Origin of the sequence: Cellulomonas humilata (genome assembly GCF_030814415.1) — a bacterium.
Taxonomy (GTDB): Bacteria; Actinomycetota; Actinomycetes; order Actinomycetales; family Cellulomonadaceae; genus Cellulomonas; species Cellulomonas humilata_A.
Genome location: NZ_JAUSVB010000002.1, coordinates 121,235 through 136,040 on the forward strand (window position 1 = coordinate 121,235; position 14,806 = coordinate 136,040).

The following is a 14,806-nucleotide window of genomic DNA, read 5'->3' on the forward strand; positions in this document are numbered from 1 at the left end:
GTGGCCAGCTCGCCCGTCACCGTCACCGTCACCGGAGCTGCCGGGCAGATCGGCTACGCGCTGCTCTTCCGCATCGCGTCCGGCCAGCTGCTCGGCGCCGACACCCCCGTCCGGCTCCGTCTCCTGGAGATCCCGCAGGCCGTCAAGGCCGCGGAGGGCACCGCGATGGAGCTCGACGACTGCGCGTTCACCACGCTGGACAGCGTCGAGATCTACGACGACGCGACGGCGGCGTTCGACGGCGTCAACGTCGCGCTCCTCGTAGGCGCGCGACCGCGCACGGCCGGCATGGAGCGTGGCGACCTGCTCTCGGCGAACGGCGGCATCTTCAAGCCCCAGGGCGAGGCGATCAACGCCGGCGCGGCCGACGACGTCCGGGTCCTCGTCGTCGGCAACCCGGCCAACACGAACGCGTTCATCGCGGCGTCGCACGCGCCGGACGTGCCGCGCGAGCGCTTCACGGCGATGACGCGCCTGGACCACAACCGCGCGGTCTCGCAGCTGGCGACCAAGATGGGTGCCGCCGTCGCGGACATCGCGCGCCTGACCATCTGGGGCAACCACTCCGCGACGCAGTACCCCGACCTGTCGCACGCCACGGTCGGCGGCCGGCCCGCGCTCGAGGTCGTCGGCGACGACGCCTGGGTGCGCGACACGTTCATCCCGACGGTGGCCAAGCGCGGCGCGGCGATCATCGAGGCGCGCGGTGCGTCGTCGGCGGCGTCCGCGGCCAACGCGGCGATCGACCACGTGCACACCTGGGTGCACGGCACGCCTGCGGGCGACTGGACCTCCGCCGGGATCGTCTCCGACGGCTCGTACGGCGTGCCCGAAGGCCTCATCTCGTCGTTCCCGGTGACGTCGGTCGACGGCAGCTGGCAGATCGTCCCGGACCTGTCGGTCGACGAGTTCTCCCGCAGCCGCATCGACGCGTCCGTCGCGGAGCTCGTCGAGGAGCGCGACGCCGTGCAGGCGCTGGGCCTGCTCTGACCTTGTGGGCCGAGGAAGTCCGCACCCCGCTCCCGGGTACCGGCGTCGCGGCGTTCCTCGGCTGGGTGCTGCTCGGTGCCGGGATCGGTGCGGGTCTCGGGCTCGGTATCCCGGGCGGGCTGTTCGTCGCGCTGGCCCTGGTGCTGGTCGGCGGGCTGCTCGTCGTGCGGCAGGGCGTGCGTCCTGCGCAGGTCGGTGTCGTCACCGGCCTCGCCGCCCTCCCGCTGGCGCTCGCGTGGCTGAACCGGCAGGGGCCGGGGACCGTCTGTGCCGAGGGGGTGACCGGCGCGTCCGCGTGCGTGGTCCAGTCGAACCCGTGGCCGTACGTGCTCGTCGGCGTGGCGCTGGTGGCGGTCGGGGTCGCGCTGTTCCGGCGTCTGCGTCGCGACCCGGGACCTCTGGTGGGGCCTCGGTCGTGAGGGTGGCCATCCGGGTACGGCCCGGTGCGTCCCGCACTGCCGTGGGCGGGACGTACGCGGACAGCCTCGTCGTCGCGGTGGGGGCGCGCGCCGTGGGCGGCGCCGCGACGCGGGCGGCGCTGGACGCCCTGGCGGAGGCGCTGGGCGTGCGGCCTCGCCAGGTCCGGCTGGTCTCGGGGGCGACGAGCCGCGACAAGGTGGTGGAGGTCGACGCGGACGACGCGGAGGTCGCTGCGCGGCTCGCCGTGCTCCGTGGCGGCTAGAGGACGGACCTGATCGCGTCCGCCAGCGCCTGCGGGTTGTCGTGCTGGACGAAGTGCCCGGTCCCGGGCAGTACGCGCACCTCGACGCCGAGCAGGTCGTGCAGCGCCCACGCCGCGCGGTGCCGGGCAGGAAGGGAGTGCTCGCCGACCGTGACGACGACGCGGCCCTGACCGAGGTGCAGCGGCGCCGGCTCGAACCTGCGGAACATCGCGAGGTCGCGGGCGACGGCGTCCGGGTCGGCAGGTGCCATCGCCGGCGTCCACGAGGGTCCGTAGAGCGCGGCGCCGAAGCCGGGGACGCCCGCGGAGGTGAACCCGGCGACGACGTGGTCGAGCAGGCCGGGGACCAGGGACCCGACCGCCGGCTCGTGCAGGACGGCACCGGCGATCCTCCGGTCCGAGGCAAGGGCGAGGCCGAGGGTCGCACCGCCGGAGACGCCGACGACCACAGCGCCGTCCGCGTCGTCGGCCAGCGCTGCGAGCTCGACGGCGAGATCCCCGCTGCTGGCCCGGTCGGGGGCGACGACCTCGAGCCCGTCGTCGCGCAGGAGCCCGCGCACCCGATCCCACACGCGGGACGTCGTCGCTGCTCCGTGCACCAGGAGCACGCGCGGGGTCGCCATGGCGTGAGCGTAGGCGCCGTCCCAGGTCAGACACGCAAGCGTTACCTATGTCTCGAATGTCCGAAACATGGCGCTCCTAACCTCCCGTCATGGATACACGAGCGGATACCGCTGTGGATACTCCTCCGTCGCCGCGGTCGGCACCATGACCACCGACGCCGTCGCCCGCGCCCGGGGTCGGGTGGGCAAGCCCGCCGCGCTTCTCGAGGTGCGCAGCCTGTCCAAGCGCTTCGGTGAGGTGCAGGCCAACTGGGACGTGGACCTCACGGTCCTGCCCGGCACCGTGCACGGCCTGATCGGGGAGAACGGGGCCGGCAAGAGCACGTTGCTCAAGATGATCTACGGCGTCTACACGCCCGACGAGGGACGCATGTTCGTCGACGGTGCGCCCGTGTCGCCGGGCAGCCCCGCTGACGCACGGGCCCTCGGCATCGGCATGGTGTTCCAGGACCTGCGCCTGGTGCCCGCGCTGACGGTCGCGGAGAACATCGCCCTCGCACTGCCCGACGGGCCGACGCTGCGGCTGGCCCGGCTGGCCGCGCGGATCACGGAGGCGTCGGAGGCCTACGGGCTCGCCGTCGACCCGTCCGCGCAGGTCCGGCACCTGTCCATCGGCGAACGCCAGCGCGCGGAGATCCTCAAGGTCCTCATGACCGGGGCGCGGCTCGTCATCCTCGACGAGCCGACGAGCGTGCTCGCGCCGCAGGAGGTCGAGGCGCTGTTCGGCGTCGTGGCGCAGCTGCGCGACCAGGGCCTCGGCGTGGTGCTGGTGACGCACAAGCTGGGGGAGGTCCGCGCGATCGCCGACCAGGTGACCGTGCTGCGCGGCGGCCAGGTGATCCTGAACGCCGAGGACCCCGGGAACTTCTCCGACGCCGAGCTGGTCGAGGCGATGGTCGGCCGTCGGGTGCCGCCGCTCGCGGTGGAGCGCGTCGCGGTGCCGCCGCGCGAGCATGCCGTGCTGGAGCTCCGGGGCGCCACGGCGCTCGGAGACCGCGGGCACGTCGCGCTCAAGGGCGTGGACCTCGAGGTGCACCCGGGCGAGCTGGTCGGTGTCGCGGGCGTGGCGGGCAGTGGCCAGAAGGAGCTGTGCGAGGTGGCGCTGGGCCTGCGGCCGGTCACCCACGGCACGGTCCGGGTGGGCGACTCGACGGAGGTCACCGCCCGCACGGCGATCGACGGGGGCGCGGTCGCGGTGCCGGAGGACCCGGTCGTGGACTCGGTGGTGCCCGGGCTGACCGTGCTGGAGCACATGGTGCTCGACGGGCGGGCGGTGCCGCGGCGCGGGCTCGGGATCGACTGGCCGGCCGTCGGTGCGCGGACGGCGGTGCTGGACGAGCGCGTGGGCCTGCACATGGCCCCCACCAAGCGGACCCTGTCGTCCCTGTCGGGCGGCAACATCCAGCGCGTCCTGCTCACCCGCGAGCTGGGCCAGGACGCCTCACTGGTCGTCGCGGCCTACCCGAGCCGAGGGCTGGACGTCGCGAACACGCGGCGCACGCAGGAGCTGCTGCTGGAGCACCGTGCTCGCGGCGCGGGCGTGCTCATGGTCTCGGAGGACCTCGACGAGCTCATCGCCGTGGCCGACCGGATCGCCGTCATGCACGACGGGCACCTGGTCGGGGTCGTCGACACCGCCGGCGCCGACCGGATGTCCATCGGACGACTGATGCTCGGAGGCGTGGCATGAGCCAGGAAGTCGAGAAGTCGGCGCCACCGCTCCCGCCACCGTCCGCACCGCCGGCCACAGGCGGGCGGGGACGGTTCGTGAGCCGCGGCTCCACGCTGCTGCGGTGGGTCGGGGCGCTGATCGCGGGACTCGTGGTGTTCGGGGCGTTCGTGCTGGCCAACGGCGCCGACCCGTTCGCGGTCTACGCCGACATCTGGACGTCGACCCTCACGCAGCCGGGGCAGTTCCAGCAGATCGTGCTGCGGGCCGCACCCATCGCGCTCGCGGGGCTGGCCGTCGTCGTCCCCGCCCGCGCCGGTCTGGTGAACGTCGGCGGTGAGGGGCAGCTGATCATCGGGGCCGTCGCGGCGGCCGGCGTGGCGCTGTGGCTCACGCCCGTCGCGTCACCGTGGCTCGTCATGCTGCTGATGGTCCTCGCCGCGATCGTCGCGGGTGCCGCGTGGGCCGGGATCGCCGCCGCGATGCGGCTCGTCGTGAAGGTCAACGAGGCCGTCACCACCCTGCTGCTCAACTACGTCGCCCTGTACTCGATGCTCTTCCTCATCCTCGGTCCCTGGAAGGACCCGGCGGCCCTCGGACAGTCCACGAGCGTGGAGCTCAACGACGCGATGAAGCTCCCGGTGTTCGCCGGGACCGCGATCCACGTCGGGGTGGCGCTGGCGGTCGTCGCGGCGGGGGCCGTCTGGTTCGCCCTGTCCCGCACGACGTGGGGCTTCCGCCTGTCGGTGGTCGGCGGCAACGCGGAGGCCGCGCGTCGGGCCGGGCTGCCGGTGGTCACGCTGCTGCTCACCGCGCTGCTCATCGGCGGTGCCCTGGCCGGCCTCGCGGGCTTCATCCAGCTCGCTGGGATGGAGTACAAGCTGCGGCCGACGTTCGGCCTGACCATCGGCTACGTCGCGTTCCTGGCCAGCTGGCTGTCGCGGCACAAGCCGCTGCCGCTGCTGATCGCCTCGCTCGTGCTGGCCGCGATCGCGGTGTCCGGCAACAGCCTCCAGATCGGCTCGGGCCTGCCGGCCGCGAGCGTCAACATCCTCATGGGTCTGGTGCTGCTGGCCGTCCTCGGCTGGACCAGCCCGCGGAAGGTGCGCTCGTGATCATCGACATCCTGGCCGGGGCGGTCCGCGGCGGCACGTCCATCATGTACGCGGGGCTGGGGGAGACGATCTCCGAGCGCGGTGGCGTCATCAACCTGGGCACCGAGGGGGCGATGCTGCTCGGTGCTCTTGGTGGGTACGCGGTGACCGCGCAGACCGGGAACCCGTGGCTGGGGGTCCTCGGCGGCGCGCTGGCGGGCGCGCTGCTGAGCCTGGTGCACGCCGTCCTCGTGGTCAGCCGGCGTGCCAACCAGTTCGCCAGCGGCCTGACCCTGTACTTCCTCGCCCTCGGCGTGACGGCGCTGTTCGGCGTCAGCTACGTGAGCCAGCAGATCAACGCGTTCACGCCCGTCCCCGTCCCGGGCCCGAGCGAGATCCCCGGCATCGGCCCGATCCTGTTCGACCACGACCCGCTGGTGTACATCGCCTACGTCGCGGCACCGGTCATCTGGTGGGTGCTGTTCCGCACCCGCGTCGGCCTCCTGGTCCGCACGGCCGGCGAGCGCACGGAGGCGCTCGAGGTCCACGGGTACTCGGTGAAGGCCGTGCGCTACTGCGCGACGGTCGCGGGAGGTGCGCTGGCGGGCATCGGTGGAGCGCACATCTCCATCGCGTACGCCAACAGCTGGTTCGAGAACATGATCGCCGGCCGCGGCTTCATCGCGGTGGCCCTCGTGATCTTCGCGATGTGGAACCCGATCCGGATCATGGCCGGCGCGTACCTGTTCGGTGCCGCGCTGTCGCTGGCGTCCGTGCTGCAGACCTCGGGCATCGCCGTGAACCAGTTCGCACTCAACGCCGTGCCGTTCGTGCTCACCCTCGTCGTCCTGGCCGTGCTGGGCCGCCGCACGATGCTCGCCGCCCCGGACGAGCTGCTCAAGGTGTTCGACAACAGCCGCACCACCTGATGGTCCCCGCCCCCTTGAACGGAAGGTCCACCATGCGCCTCACCCGAACAGCACGCGTGTGTCTCGTCGCGGCGGTGGTCGCGGTCCTCGCCGCGTGCAGCCCCGCCGTCAGCTCCCCGGAGGGCGACAGCTCCGCCCCGGCCGGTGACTCGGCGCCCGGCGCCGACGCCACGACGGTCGGTGTCATCGCCGTCGGGCCGAAGGACGACTTCGGCTACAACCAGGCCGTCTACCAGGGTGTCGAGGCGCTGCGGGAGGAGTTCCCCGACCTCGACGTCCTCGAGGCGTACAACATCCCCGAGGACGACACCGCCGCGACGACGAGGGAGAGCATGGTCGCGCAGGGGGCGACGATCATCTTCGCCACCAGCTACGGCCACCTGGACGCGGCCAAGCAGGTCGCCGAGGCGCACCCCGAGGTCGTCGTCGTCCACCAGGGCGGGCTGCTCGACCCGGTGCCCGCCAACATGGGCACGTACTTCGGGAGCGTCTTCGAGCCCGTGTACCTGGCCGGCATCGCCGCGGGGGCCGCGACGACGACCGGGAAGCTCGGCTACGTCTACGCCATCCCGATCCCGCAGACGCTGGCCAACATCAACGCGTTCACGCTCGGTGCCCAGTCGGTGCGGCCGGACGTCGACGTCACCGCGGTCTCGACGACCAGCTGGTGCGACCCGGCAACGCAGGCCGACCGGGTGGCGTCGCTGCTCAGCTCCGGCGTCGACGTGATGACGCAGCACCAGGACTGCACCAAGACGATCATCGAGGCGACCGAGGCCGCCGGTGCGTACACGGTCGGCTACCACGCTGACGCGTCGTCGCTGGCGCCCGAAGGCTGGCTCACGGGGTCCGAGTGGGACTGGGGCCCGCTGTACACGGACATCGTGCAGACGGCGATCGACGGTGACTTCACGGGCAGCGAGTACAACGCCAACTACCGCGCCAACATGGCCAGCGGCAAGAACCCGTTCGTGGCCTCCGCGTTCGGGCCCAGCGTGACCGACGAGACCAAGGCGCTCATCGCCGCCGCTGCTGCGGACCTCGAGGCGGGGGGCAGCCCGTTCACCGGACCGGTCACCGCGCAGGACGGGACCGTGACCGTCCCCGAGGGCGAGACCCCGCCGATCGAGACCATCGAGCAGATGGACTACTTCGTGCAGGGCGTCACCGGAACAGTCTCCTGACCCTGGCGGGGGCCGGTCTCACCGGCCCCCGCCCTCTTCCTGGAGGAGCCATGCACGTCACCGGCACCACGCCGTACCCGTGGCCGTACGACGGCGACCTCGGCGGGCCCGGGACCGCGCTCCTGGTCGTCCTGCCCGTCGGCGTCGAGCCGCCCGAGACCACCGAGCCGCTCGCCGCCGCGGTGCACGCCGTGGGCGGCAAGGTGATCGTCGTCCGGACGACGGCACCCGCACCCGGCGCCCTGCGCCCACCCGGCATCCCGTCGGAGGCTGCCGCCGGTGTCGCGGACCTGGACCTCACCGCCGGCGGGGTCGACGGGTTCTACGCCAGTGACCTCGACCTCGTGCTCCGTACCGGCCGCATCCGTCGCCTGCTGCTCACCGGCGTCGGGCTGGAGACCTGCGTGCACTCCACGATGCGCGACGCCAACGACCGCGGGTACGAGTGCCTGCTCGTGCTCGACGCCTGCGTGCCGATCGACCCCTCCCTGGTGCCGGCGTCGGTGTCGAGCATCGAGATGTCGGGCGGCATCTTCGGGGCTGTCGGCTCCAGTGCTGACGTCGTCGCCGCCCTGTCCACCGCCGAGCTGACCGTTGGAGCCCTGACATGACCGAGCTGCTGACCACCACCACCACCTTCGGTCCCGTCGAGGCCGACCCCTACGCCTGGCCGTACGACGGCTCGTTCTCCGCCGCGACCACCGCCGTGCTCAACATCGACTGGCAGCAGGACTTCTGCGGGCCCGGGGGCTACGTCGACGCGATGGGCTACGACCTGGCGCTCACCCGCGCGGGACTGGCGCCGACGGCGGCGATGCTGGCGGTCGCCCGCGAGCTCGGGTTCCACATCCTGCACACGCGCGAGGGTCACCGGCCCGACCTGTCGGACCTGCCCGCCAACAAGCTCTGGCGCTCGCGGCGGATCGACGCCGGCATCGGGGACCTCGGCCCGTGCGGCCGCATCCTCACGCGCGGCGAGCCCGGCTGGGAGATCGTCCCCGAGGTCGCGCCGCTGCCGGGGGAGCTGGTCATCGACAAGCCCGGCAAGGGCTCGTTCTACGCCACCGACCTGGACCTGATCCTGCGCAGCCGGGGGATCACGCACATCATCCTCACCGGCATCACCACCGACGTCTGCGTGCACACCACCATGCGCGACGCCAACGACCGCGGGTACGAGTGCCTGCTGCTGTCGGACTGCACGGGCGCCACGGACTACGGCAACTACCTGGCGGCGCTGAAGATGGTGACGATGCAGGGCGGCGTGTTCGGCGCGGTCGCGGACTCGGCGGCGCTCCTGGCGTCTCTGGCGAACCCGGTGACCGCCTAGCGGACGGCGTCGTCCTGTCAGGCAGGACGACACCCCGTCACCCTTTTGGGCGCGAGAGGGTGGCGGCCCGCGCGTGGGAGCGCGTCCGTTCCCTCCCGTCTTCAGAGATTCGCCCGTATCGCTTGCTGCAAGTTGCTGCAAGCGGATACGGTCGGCGACACCTGCCCCGCACATCGACGTGCGGGGAGACGAAGGAGTCGCCATGTCGCCCGCCGACGCCCCCGTCCGACCTCTCTCCCGCGGCCTCGCTGCGCTGACCGCCGTCGCGGTCGCCGGCGTCGGGCTCGTCGCCGCCGCCGTGACCCCCGCCTCCGCCGCCGACCGCACGGTCGCGCTCGTCGGCTCGTTGCAGAGCGAGCTCGGCTGCACCGACGACTGGCAGCCCGCGTGCGCCGACACCGAGCTCGCCCTGACCGCCACGGCGGGGGTCTACTCCGCCGACTTCACGGTCCCCGCCGGCACCTTCGAGTACAAGGTCGCCATCGACGACAGCTGGGACGAGGCGTACGGGAAGGACGGCGGCGACGCGAACATCCCGCTCGTCGTCGCCGGCCCGTCGAGCCTGCGGTTCACCTATGACGACACCACGCACCGCATCGCGCTGACCCCGCTGGACCTGGGCGGCGACTACACGCCGGCCGACGACGCCCTCGTCGCGGACCCGGTGCGGGACCCGGGCGCGGACAAGCAGTTCTACTTCGTGATGACCGACCGGTTCGCGGACGGCGACGACGCCAACGACACCGGCGGGCTCACGGGAGACAGCCTGGTCACGGGCTACGACCCGACGAACAAGGGCTTCTACGAGGGCGGCGACCTCGCCGGCCTGCACGACCAGCTCGACTACATCGAGGGCCTCGGGACGACCGCGATCTGGCTCACGCCGTCGTTCAAGAACCGTCCCGTGCAGGGCAGCGGCGCGGACGTGTCGGCCGGGTACCACGGGTACTGGATCACGGACTTCACGCAGATCGACCCGCACCTGGGTACCAACGCGGAGCTGGAGGCGCTGATCGCCGACGCCCACGCGCGCGGGATCGACGTCTACTTCGACATCATCACCAACCACACGGCCGACGTCATCGACTACGCCGAGGGCCAGTACGCGTACATCGACCAGGAGACCAGCCCGTACACCGACGCTGCCGGCACGGAGTTCGACCCGGCCACCTACGCGGGCACGGACACCTTCCCGACGCTGGACCCGGCGACGTCCTTCCCGTACACACCGGTCATCGACCCCGCGGCCGCGGACGTCAAGGTCCCTGCCTGGCTGAACGACCCGACGCTCTATCACAACCGTGGGAACTCGACGTGGTCCGGGGAGTCCGTGACGTACGGCGACTTCGACGGTCTGGACGACCTGATGACCGAGCACCCGAGCGTGGTGGACGGCTTCGTGGACGTCTACAACCAGTGGGTCGACCTGGGCGTCGACGGCTTCCGGATCGATACCGCCAAGCACGTGAACTTCGAGTTCTGGCAGAAGTTCACGACCGGCGTGCGCGACCACGCGGAGTCGGTCGGCAACGACGACTTCTTCATGTTCGGCGAGGTCTACGACGCCGACCCGGTCAAGCTGGCGCCGTACCTGCGTGACAGCGACATGAACGCGGTCCTCGACTTCACGTTCCAGTCGGCGGCCAGCAACTACGCCCGTGGTGCTGACGCCGGCGGTCTGTCGGCGCTGTTCGCCGGCGACGACCACTACACGACACCGACGACCAACGCGCAGGCGCTTCCCACGTTCCTCGGCAACCACGACATGGGTCGGATCGGGTACGTCGTGAAGGACGCGACCGACCGGGAGAAGCGCTCCGGCCTCGCTCACTCGCTCATGTACCTGACCCGGGGCCAGCCCGTCGTGTACTACGGCGACGAGCAGGGCTTCGTGGGCGACGGCACGCTGAACGGTCAGCCGAACGGCGGGGACAAGAACGCGCGCCAGTCGATGTTCGCCACTCAGGTCGACGAGTACGCCAACCAGCTCCTGCTGGACGGGACCCTCGCGGGTGCCGTCGACCGCTACGCCACGGACACGGTGCTCTACGAGCACATCGCCGGGTTGGCCACGCTGCGCAGCAGCACGCCGGCGCTCCAGCACGGCGCCCAGATCGAGCGGCTTGCCGACGGTGCCGTCTACGCGTTCTCCCGAGTCGACGCCGACGAGCGGGTCGAGCACCTCGTCGCAACGAACAACGGCACGACCCCGGCGACCGCGACGATCGACACCCTCACGCCCGGGGCGACGTTCGCTCCGCTGTACGGGACGTCGACGGCCGTCACGGCAGCCGCCGACGGGACCGTCGAGGTGTCGATCCCCGCCCTGAGCGCGATCGTGCTCAAGGCCGGCGCCCCCGTGGCGGCGCCGGCCACCGCGGGCGACATCGCCGTGAACGTGCCGAACGCCGGTGCGGAGCTCGGGGCGCAGGCCCCGGTGGCAGCCGCCGTCGCGAACGACGTCTGGAGCCAGACCTCGTTCGCCTACCGGGTGGTGGGCGAGGACGCATGGGCACCGCTGGGCACGTCGGAGACGACGTCCCCCCGGGTCTTCCACACCACCACCGACCTGGACCCCGGCACGCTCGTCGAGTACCGCGCGGTCTCCGTGGACGCCGCCGGTCACCGGTCCGCCGCGTCGACGTTCGGCAGCGTGGGCGTCGCCGTCGACGGCGTGGTCCCGGAGCCGCCGACCGGCCCGACGGCCGTCTCCGTGCCCGGCACCCACAACACCGAGATGGGCTGCCCGGGCGACTGGCAGCCCGACTGCACCACCGCGCAGCTCACGAAGGGCGGCGACGGGGTGTGGTCCGGAACGTTCGACCTCCCGGCTGGCACGTACGAGTACAAGGTCGCGATCGACAACAGCTGGACGGTGAACTACGGCGCGAACGGGGTGCCGGGCGGCCCGAACGCGACGTACACCCTGGCCGCGGACGGCGAGGTGACGTTCTTCTACGACCCGACGACCCACAACTTCACGTCGACCGCGCAGGGCGGCATCGTGACCGTGCCGGGCTCGCACAACAGCGAGCTGGGCTGCGCGGGAGACTGGTTGCCGGAGTGCATGGCCACGTGGCTCCAGGACCCGGACGGCGACGGGACGTACACGTTCACGACGGACCGGCTGCCCGCCGGTGCGTACGAAGCCAAGGTCGCGCACGACCTCGGCTGGACCGAGAACTACGGAGCGGGCGGCGCCCCGGGTGGTGCCAACATCCCGTTCGCGGTGACGAGCGGCAAGCCCGTGACGTTCTCCTACGTGCTGGCCACGCACGTGCTGACCATCGAGGTCACGGACCCGCCGCTGCCCGGCGCGGGCGAGGAGCGCGCGCACTGGATCGACGCACGCACGATCGCCTGGCCGGCCGCGTGGGCACCGACCCCTGCCGAGAGCACGTTCGCCCTGTACGGCTCGCCGACCGGTGGGCTCTCCGTGGCGGACCTCGGCGACGGCGAGCCGGTCGCGCTCACCTACGACCCGGCGGGCCTCACGGCGGCGCAGCTCGAGCGCTTCCCGGCGCTCGAGGGCTACCTCGCCCTGCGCGTGCCCGACGGGACGCCGGCGGCGGAGCTCCTGCGCGGTGCGCTCCTGGTCACCCAGGCGGCGGCCGACGGCACGTACCAGGCGGCGACCGGGGTGCAGATCCCGGGCGTCCTGGACGACCTGTACGCCGGTCAGGCGGCCAAGCGGAGCCTGGGTGCGACGTGGAAGAAGGGTGTCCCGTCGCTCGCGCTGTGGGCTCCGACGGCCCAGAAGGTCGACCTGCTGGTCGGCACCGACCAGCGCGTCGCAGCGCAGCGGCAGTCCGACGGCTCCTGGACCGTGGACGGCAAGAAGTCGTGGGCCGGGGCGACCTACCTCTGGGAGGTCACGGTGTACGCGCCGACGACCGACCAGGTCGAGGTCAACCGGGTCACGGACCCGTACTCGGTGGCGCTCACGCTCAACTCGACGCACTCGGTGCTGGTGGACCTGGCCGACAAGGCCTTCCGCCCGCGCGAGTGGGAGAAGGCGAAGCAGCCGGTGGTGCGGCCCGTGGACCAGACGATCTACGAGCTGCACGTGCGGGACTTCTCCATCAATGACATGAAGGTGCCGGCCGCCAAGCGCGGGACCTACCTCGCTTTCGCCACCAACGGCGACGGCCGCGCGCACCTGCGTGAGCTCGAGAAGGCGGGCCTGACCACGGTCCACCTGCTGCCGACGTTCGACATCGCCTCCATCCAGGAGGACAGGGCGCTGCAGGAGACCCCGGACTGCGACCTCGCGTCGTACGCGCCGGACTCCGACCAGCAGCAGGCGTGCGTCACGGCGGTCGCTGACGCCGACGGCTTCAACTGGGGCTACGACCCGCTGCACTGGACGACGCCCGAGGGGTCGTACGCGGTGGACGCGAACGGCGGTGCGCGTGTCGCCGAGTTCCGCACGATGGTCGGCGCGCTGCACGCGGACGGTCTGCAGGTGGTGCTCGACCAGGTGTTCAACCACACCACGGCCAGCGGGCAGTCGCCGCAGTCCGTGCTGGACCGCGTGGTCCCCGGCTACTACCAGCGGCTCAACGCGACCGGAAACGTCGAGACCTCGACGTGCTGCCAGAACATCGCCACGGAGCACGCGATGGCGGAGAAGGCCATGGTCGACTCGGTGGTGACGTGGGCCCGCGACTACAAGGTCGACGGCTTCCGGTTCGACCTCATGGGCCACCACTCGGTGGAGAACATGGAGGCGGTCCGGACCGCCCTCGACAAGCTCACGCCGAAGAAGGACGGTGTCGACGGCTCGAAGGTCTACCTGTACGGCGAGGGTTGGAACTTCGGCGAGGTGGCGAACAACGCGCTCTTCACGCAGGCCACGCAGGGGCAGCTGGGCGGGACGGGCATCGGCACGTTCTCCGACCGGCTGCGTGACGCGGTCCGCGGCGGCGGCCCGTTCGACGAGAACCCGCGCATCCAGGGCTTCGGCTCCGGTGGCGGGACCGACCCGAACGGTGACGCGATCAACGGCTCGACGGCCGACCAGCTGGCCCGGGCGGCGCACGACGCCGACCTGGTCCGCCTCGGGATGGCGGGCAACCTGCGCGACTACGCCTTCGAGACGAGCGCGGGCACGGACCAGAAGGGTTTGGAGATCCTCTACAACGGCCAGCCGGCCGGGTACGCCGACTCCCCGGAGGAGGTCATCACCTACGTCGACGCCCACGACAACGAGACGCTGTGGGACTCGCTCACGTACAAGCTGCCCACGGACACCCCGATGGCGGACCGCGTGCGCATGAACACCGTCTCGCTGGCGACGACGGCTCTGGCCCAGACCCCGTCGTTCTGGCACGCGGGCGCCGACCTGCTGCGCAGCAAGTCGCTCGACCGCAACAGCTACAACTCGGGCGACTGGTTCAACCTGCTCGACCTGTCCGGCCAGGACAACGGCTTCGGCCGTGGTCTGCCCCCGGCGCCCGACAACGAGGCCAAGTGGCCGTTCCAGCAGCCGCTGCTGGCGGACCCGGCGCTGAAGCCGACCCCGGCGGACATCGCCACGGCGTCGAAGGCCGCCGACGACCTGCTGAAGCTGCGGTTCTCGACGCCGCTGTTCCGGCTCGGCTCGGCCGACCTGATCGAGCAGAAGGTCGGCTTCCCTGGCTCGGGTCCCGACGCCGATCCGGGCGTGGTCGTCATGACGATCGACGACGAGCCCGGCTGGGACCCGACGACGCGGTGGTGGGCCAAGGACGTGGACAAGAAGCTGGACGGCGTCCTGGTCGTGGTCAACGCGTCCGACGAGGCCACCACGCAGACCGTCTCGTCGCTGTCGGGCCACAAGCTGACCCTGTCGCCGGTCCAGGCCAAGGGCAGCGACCCGGTGGTCAAGGGCACGACCTGGGACAAGGCCACGGGTACGGTGACGGTCCCGCCGCGGACCGTCGCGGTGCTGGTCGAGAACCACGCGACCTGGGGCCACGGCCACGGCTGGTGGGACTCGGTCCGGAGCTGGTGGGGCTCGCAGCGCAGCTGACGACGTCCCTCGACGGGCCCGTGACCTCGGTCGCGGGCCCGTCGCGCTGCCCGGCACGTGACCGCATAGGTTCGCGCTGCGAAGCCAAACCGGCACCAGATCGTGAGATAACCGTGATGTGGGCGCTCACATCGTGATGGATTTGTAATCATGTCCCCGCACACCAGGGTTTGACTTCGAGACTCGAAGAGAAGAAAGTGAGCACCGCAGCGATCACCGGCACAGCCGGGGAACGCAGCCGGGACACCGGCCGAGGCAGCGCAGACGCTGTCCGGGGCCGACGAACCCGAGC

11 protein-coding genes are annotated in these 14,806 nt (G+C 71.8%); 10 read left to right on the forward strand and 1 reads right to left on the reverse strand.

Translation table 11 applies throughout. The features are described 5' to 3' along the window. The 3 genes from J2X26_RS06755 to J2X26_RS06765 are packed head-to-tail and all read left to right on the forward strand — an operon-like array spanning position 1 to position 1,672. Positions 1 to 990: a malate dehydrogenase gene (locus J2X26_RS06755; protein WP_307490893.1), complete on the forward strand. Its 990-nt coding sequence runs from the start codon at positions 1 to 3 to the stop codon at positions 988 to 990. A 2-nt stretch (positions 991 to 992) separates the two neighbouring features. Further along, complete coding sequence (locus tag J2X26_RS06760) at positions 993 to 1,409, forward strand: hypothetical protein (RefSeq protein WP_307490894.1); 417 nt, start codon at positions 993 to 995, stop codon at positions 1,407 to 1,409. Continuing rightward, positions 1,406 to 1,672 carry a DUF167 domain-containing protein gene (locus J2X26_RS06765; RefSeq protein ID WP_307490895.1) on the forward strand — a complete coding sequence of 89 codons (267 nt, stop codon included), beginning with the start codon at positions 1,406 to 1,408 and terminating at the stop codon, positions 1,670 to 1,672. Before J2X26_RS06760 ends, J2X26_RS06765 begins: the two co-directional genes overlap by 4 nt. Here J2X26_RS06765 and J2X26_RS06770 read toward each other — a convergent pair. Further along, complete coding sequence (locus J2X26_RS06770) at positions 1,669 to 2,295, reverse strand: alpha/beta fold hydrolase (protein WP_307490897.1); 627 nt, start codon at positions 2,293 to 2,295, stop codon at positions 1,669 to 1,671. The two genes, J2X26_RS06765 and J2X26_RS06770, sit on opposite strands and share 4 nt — an antisense overlap. 145 nt (positions 2,296 to 2,440) lie before the next feature. Between J2X26_RS06770 and J2X26_RS06775 the strand changes: the two genes are divergently transcribed. The 7 genes from J2X26_RS06775 (at position 2,441) to pulA (ending at position 14,514) form a co-directional block, all read left to right on the forward strand. Further along, a complete protein-coding gene (locus J2X26_RS06775; RefSeq protein WP_307490898.1) occupies positions 2,441 to 3,985 on the forward strand; it encodes an ABC transporter ATP-binding protein in 1,545 nt (514 codons plus the stop codon). After that, complete coding sequence (locus J2X26_RS06780) at positions 3,982 to 5,079, forward strand: ABC transporter permease (RefSeq protein WP_307490900.1); 1,098 nt, start codon at positions 3,982 to 3,984, stop codon at positions 5,077 to 5,079. Before J2X26_RS06775 ends, J2X26_RS06780 begins: the two co-directional genes overlap by 4 nt. Further along, entirely contained in the window at positions 5,076 to 5,987 is a 912-nt protein-coding gene (locus J2X26_RS06785) for an ABC transporter permease (RefSeq protein ID WP_307490902.1), read from the forward strand. The genes J2X26_RS06780 and J2X26_RS06785 overlap by 4 nt, the downstream gene beginning before the upstream one ends. 32 nt (positions 5,988 to 6,019) lie before the next feature. Then, complete coding sequence (locus J2X26_RS06790) at positions 6,020 to 7,171, forward strand: BMP family ABC transporter substrate-binding protein (RefSeq protein ID WP_307490904.1); 1,152 nt, start codon at positions 6,020 to 6,022, stop codon at positions 7,169 to 7,171. 50 nt (positions 7,172 to 7,221) lie between these two features. Beyond that, positions 7,222 to 7,782 carry a cysteine hydrolase family protein gene (locus tag J2X26_RS06795; RefSeq protein WP_307490906.1) on the forward strand — a complete coding sequence of 187 codons (561 nt, stop codon included), beginning with the start codon at positions 7,222 to 7,224 and terminating at the stop codon, positions 7,780 to 7,782. Then, a complete protein-coding gene (biuH, locus tag J2X26_RS06800; RefSeq protein ID WP_307490908.1) occupies positions 7,779 to 8,501 on the forward strand; it encodes a biuret amidohydrolase in 723 nt (240 codons plus the stop codon). Before J2X26_RS06795 ends, biuH begins: the two co-directional genes overlap by 4 nt. 202 nt (positions 8,502 to 8,703) lie before the next feature. Further along, a complete protein-coding gene (pulA, locus tag J2X26_RS06805) occupies positions 8,704 to 14,514 on the forward strand; it encodes a pullulanase-type alpha-1,6-glucosidase (protein WP_307490910.1) in 5,811 nt (1,936 codons plus the stop codon). Positions 14,515 to 14,806 lie beyond the last annotated feature (292 nt).

Excerpts from the sequence above, each read along its gene's own strand:
- J2X26_RS06770 (WP_307490897.1), bottom strand. The coding sequence starts at position 2,295 with ATGGCGACCCCGCGCGTGCTCCTGGTGCACGGAGCAGCGACGACGTCC.
- J2X26_RS06775 (WP_307490898.1), top strand. The coding sequence starts at position 2,441 with ATGACCACCGACGCCGTCGCCCGCGCCCGGGGTCGGGTGGGCAAGCCC.
- J2X26_RS06780 (WP_307490900.1), top strand. The coding sequence starts at position 3,982 with ATGAGCCAGGAAGTCGAGAAGTCGGCGCCACCGCTCCCGCCACCGTCC.
- J2X26_RS06790 (WP_307490904.1), top strand. The coding sequence starts at position 6,020 with ATGCGCCTCACCCGAACAGCACGCGTGTGTCTCGTCGCGGCGGTGGTC.
- J2X26_RS06795 (WP_307490906.1), top strand. The coding sequence starts at position 7,222 with ATGCACGTCACCGGCACCACGCCGTACCCGTGGCCGTACGACGGCGAC.
- biuH (WP_307490908.1), top strand. The coding sequence starts at position 7,779 with ATGACCGAGCTGCTGACCACCACCACCACCTTCGGTCCCGTCGAGGCC.
- pulA (WP_307490910.1), top strand. The coding sequence starts at position 8,704 with ATGTCGCCCGCCGACGCCCCCGTCCGACCTCTCTCCCGCGGCCTCGCT.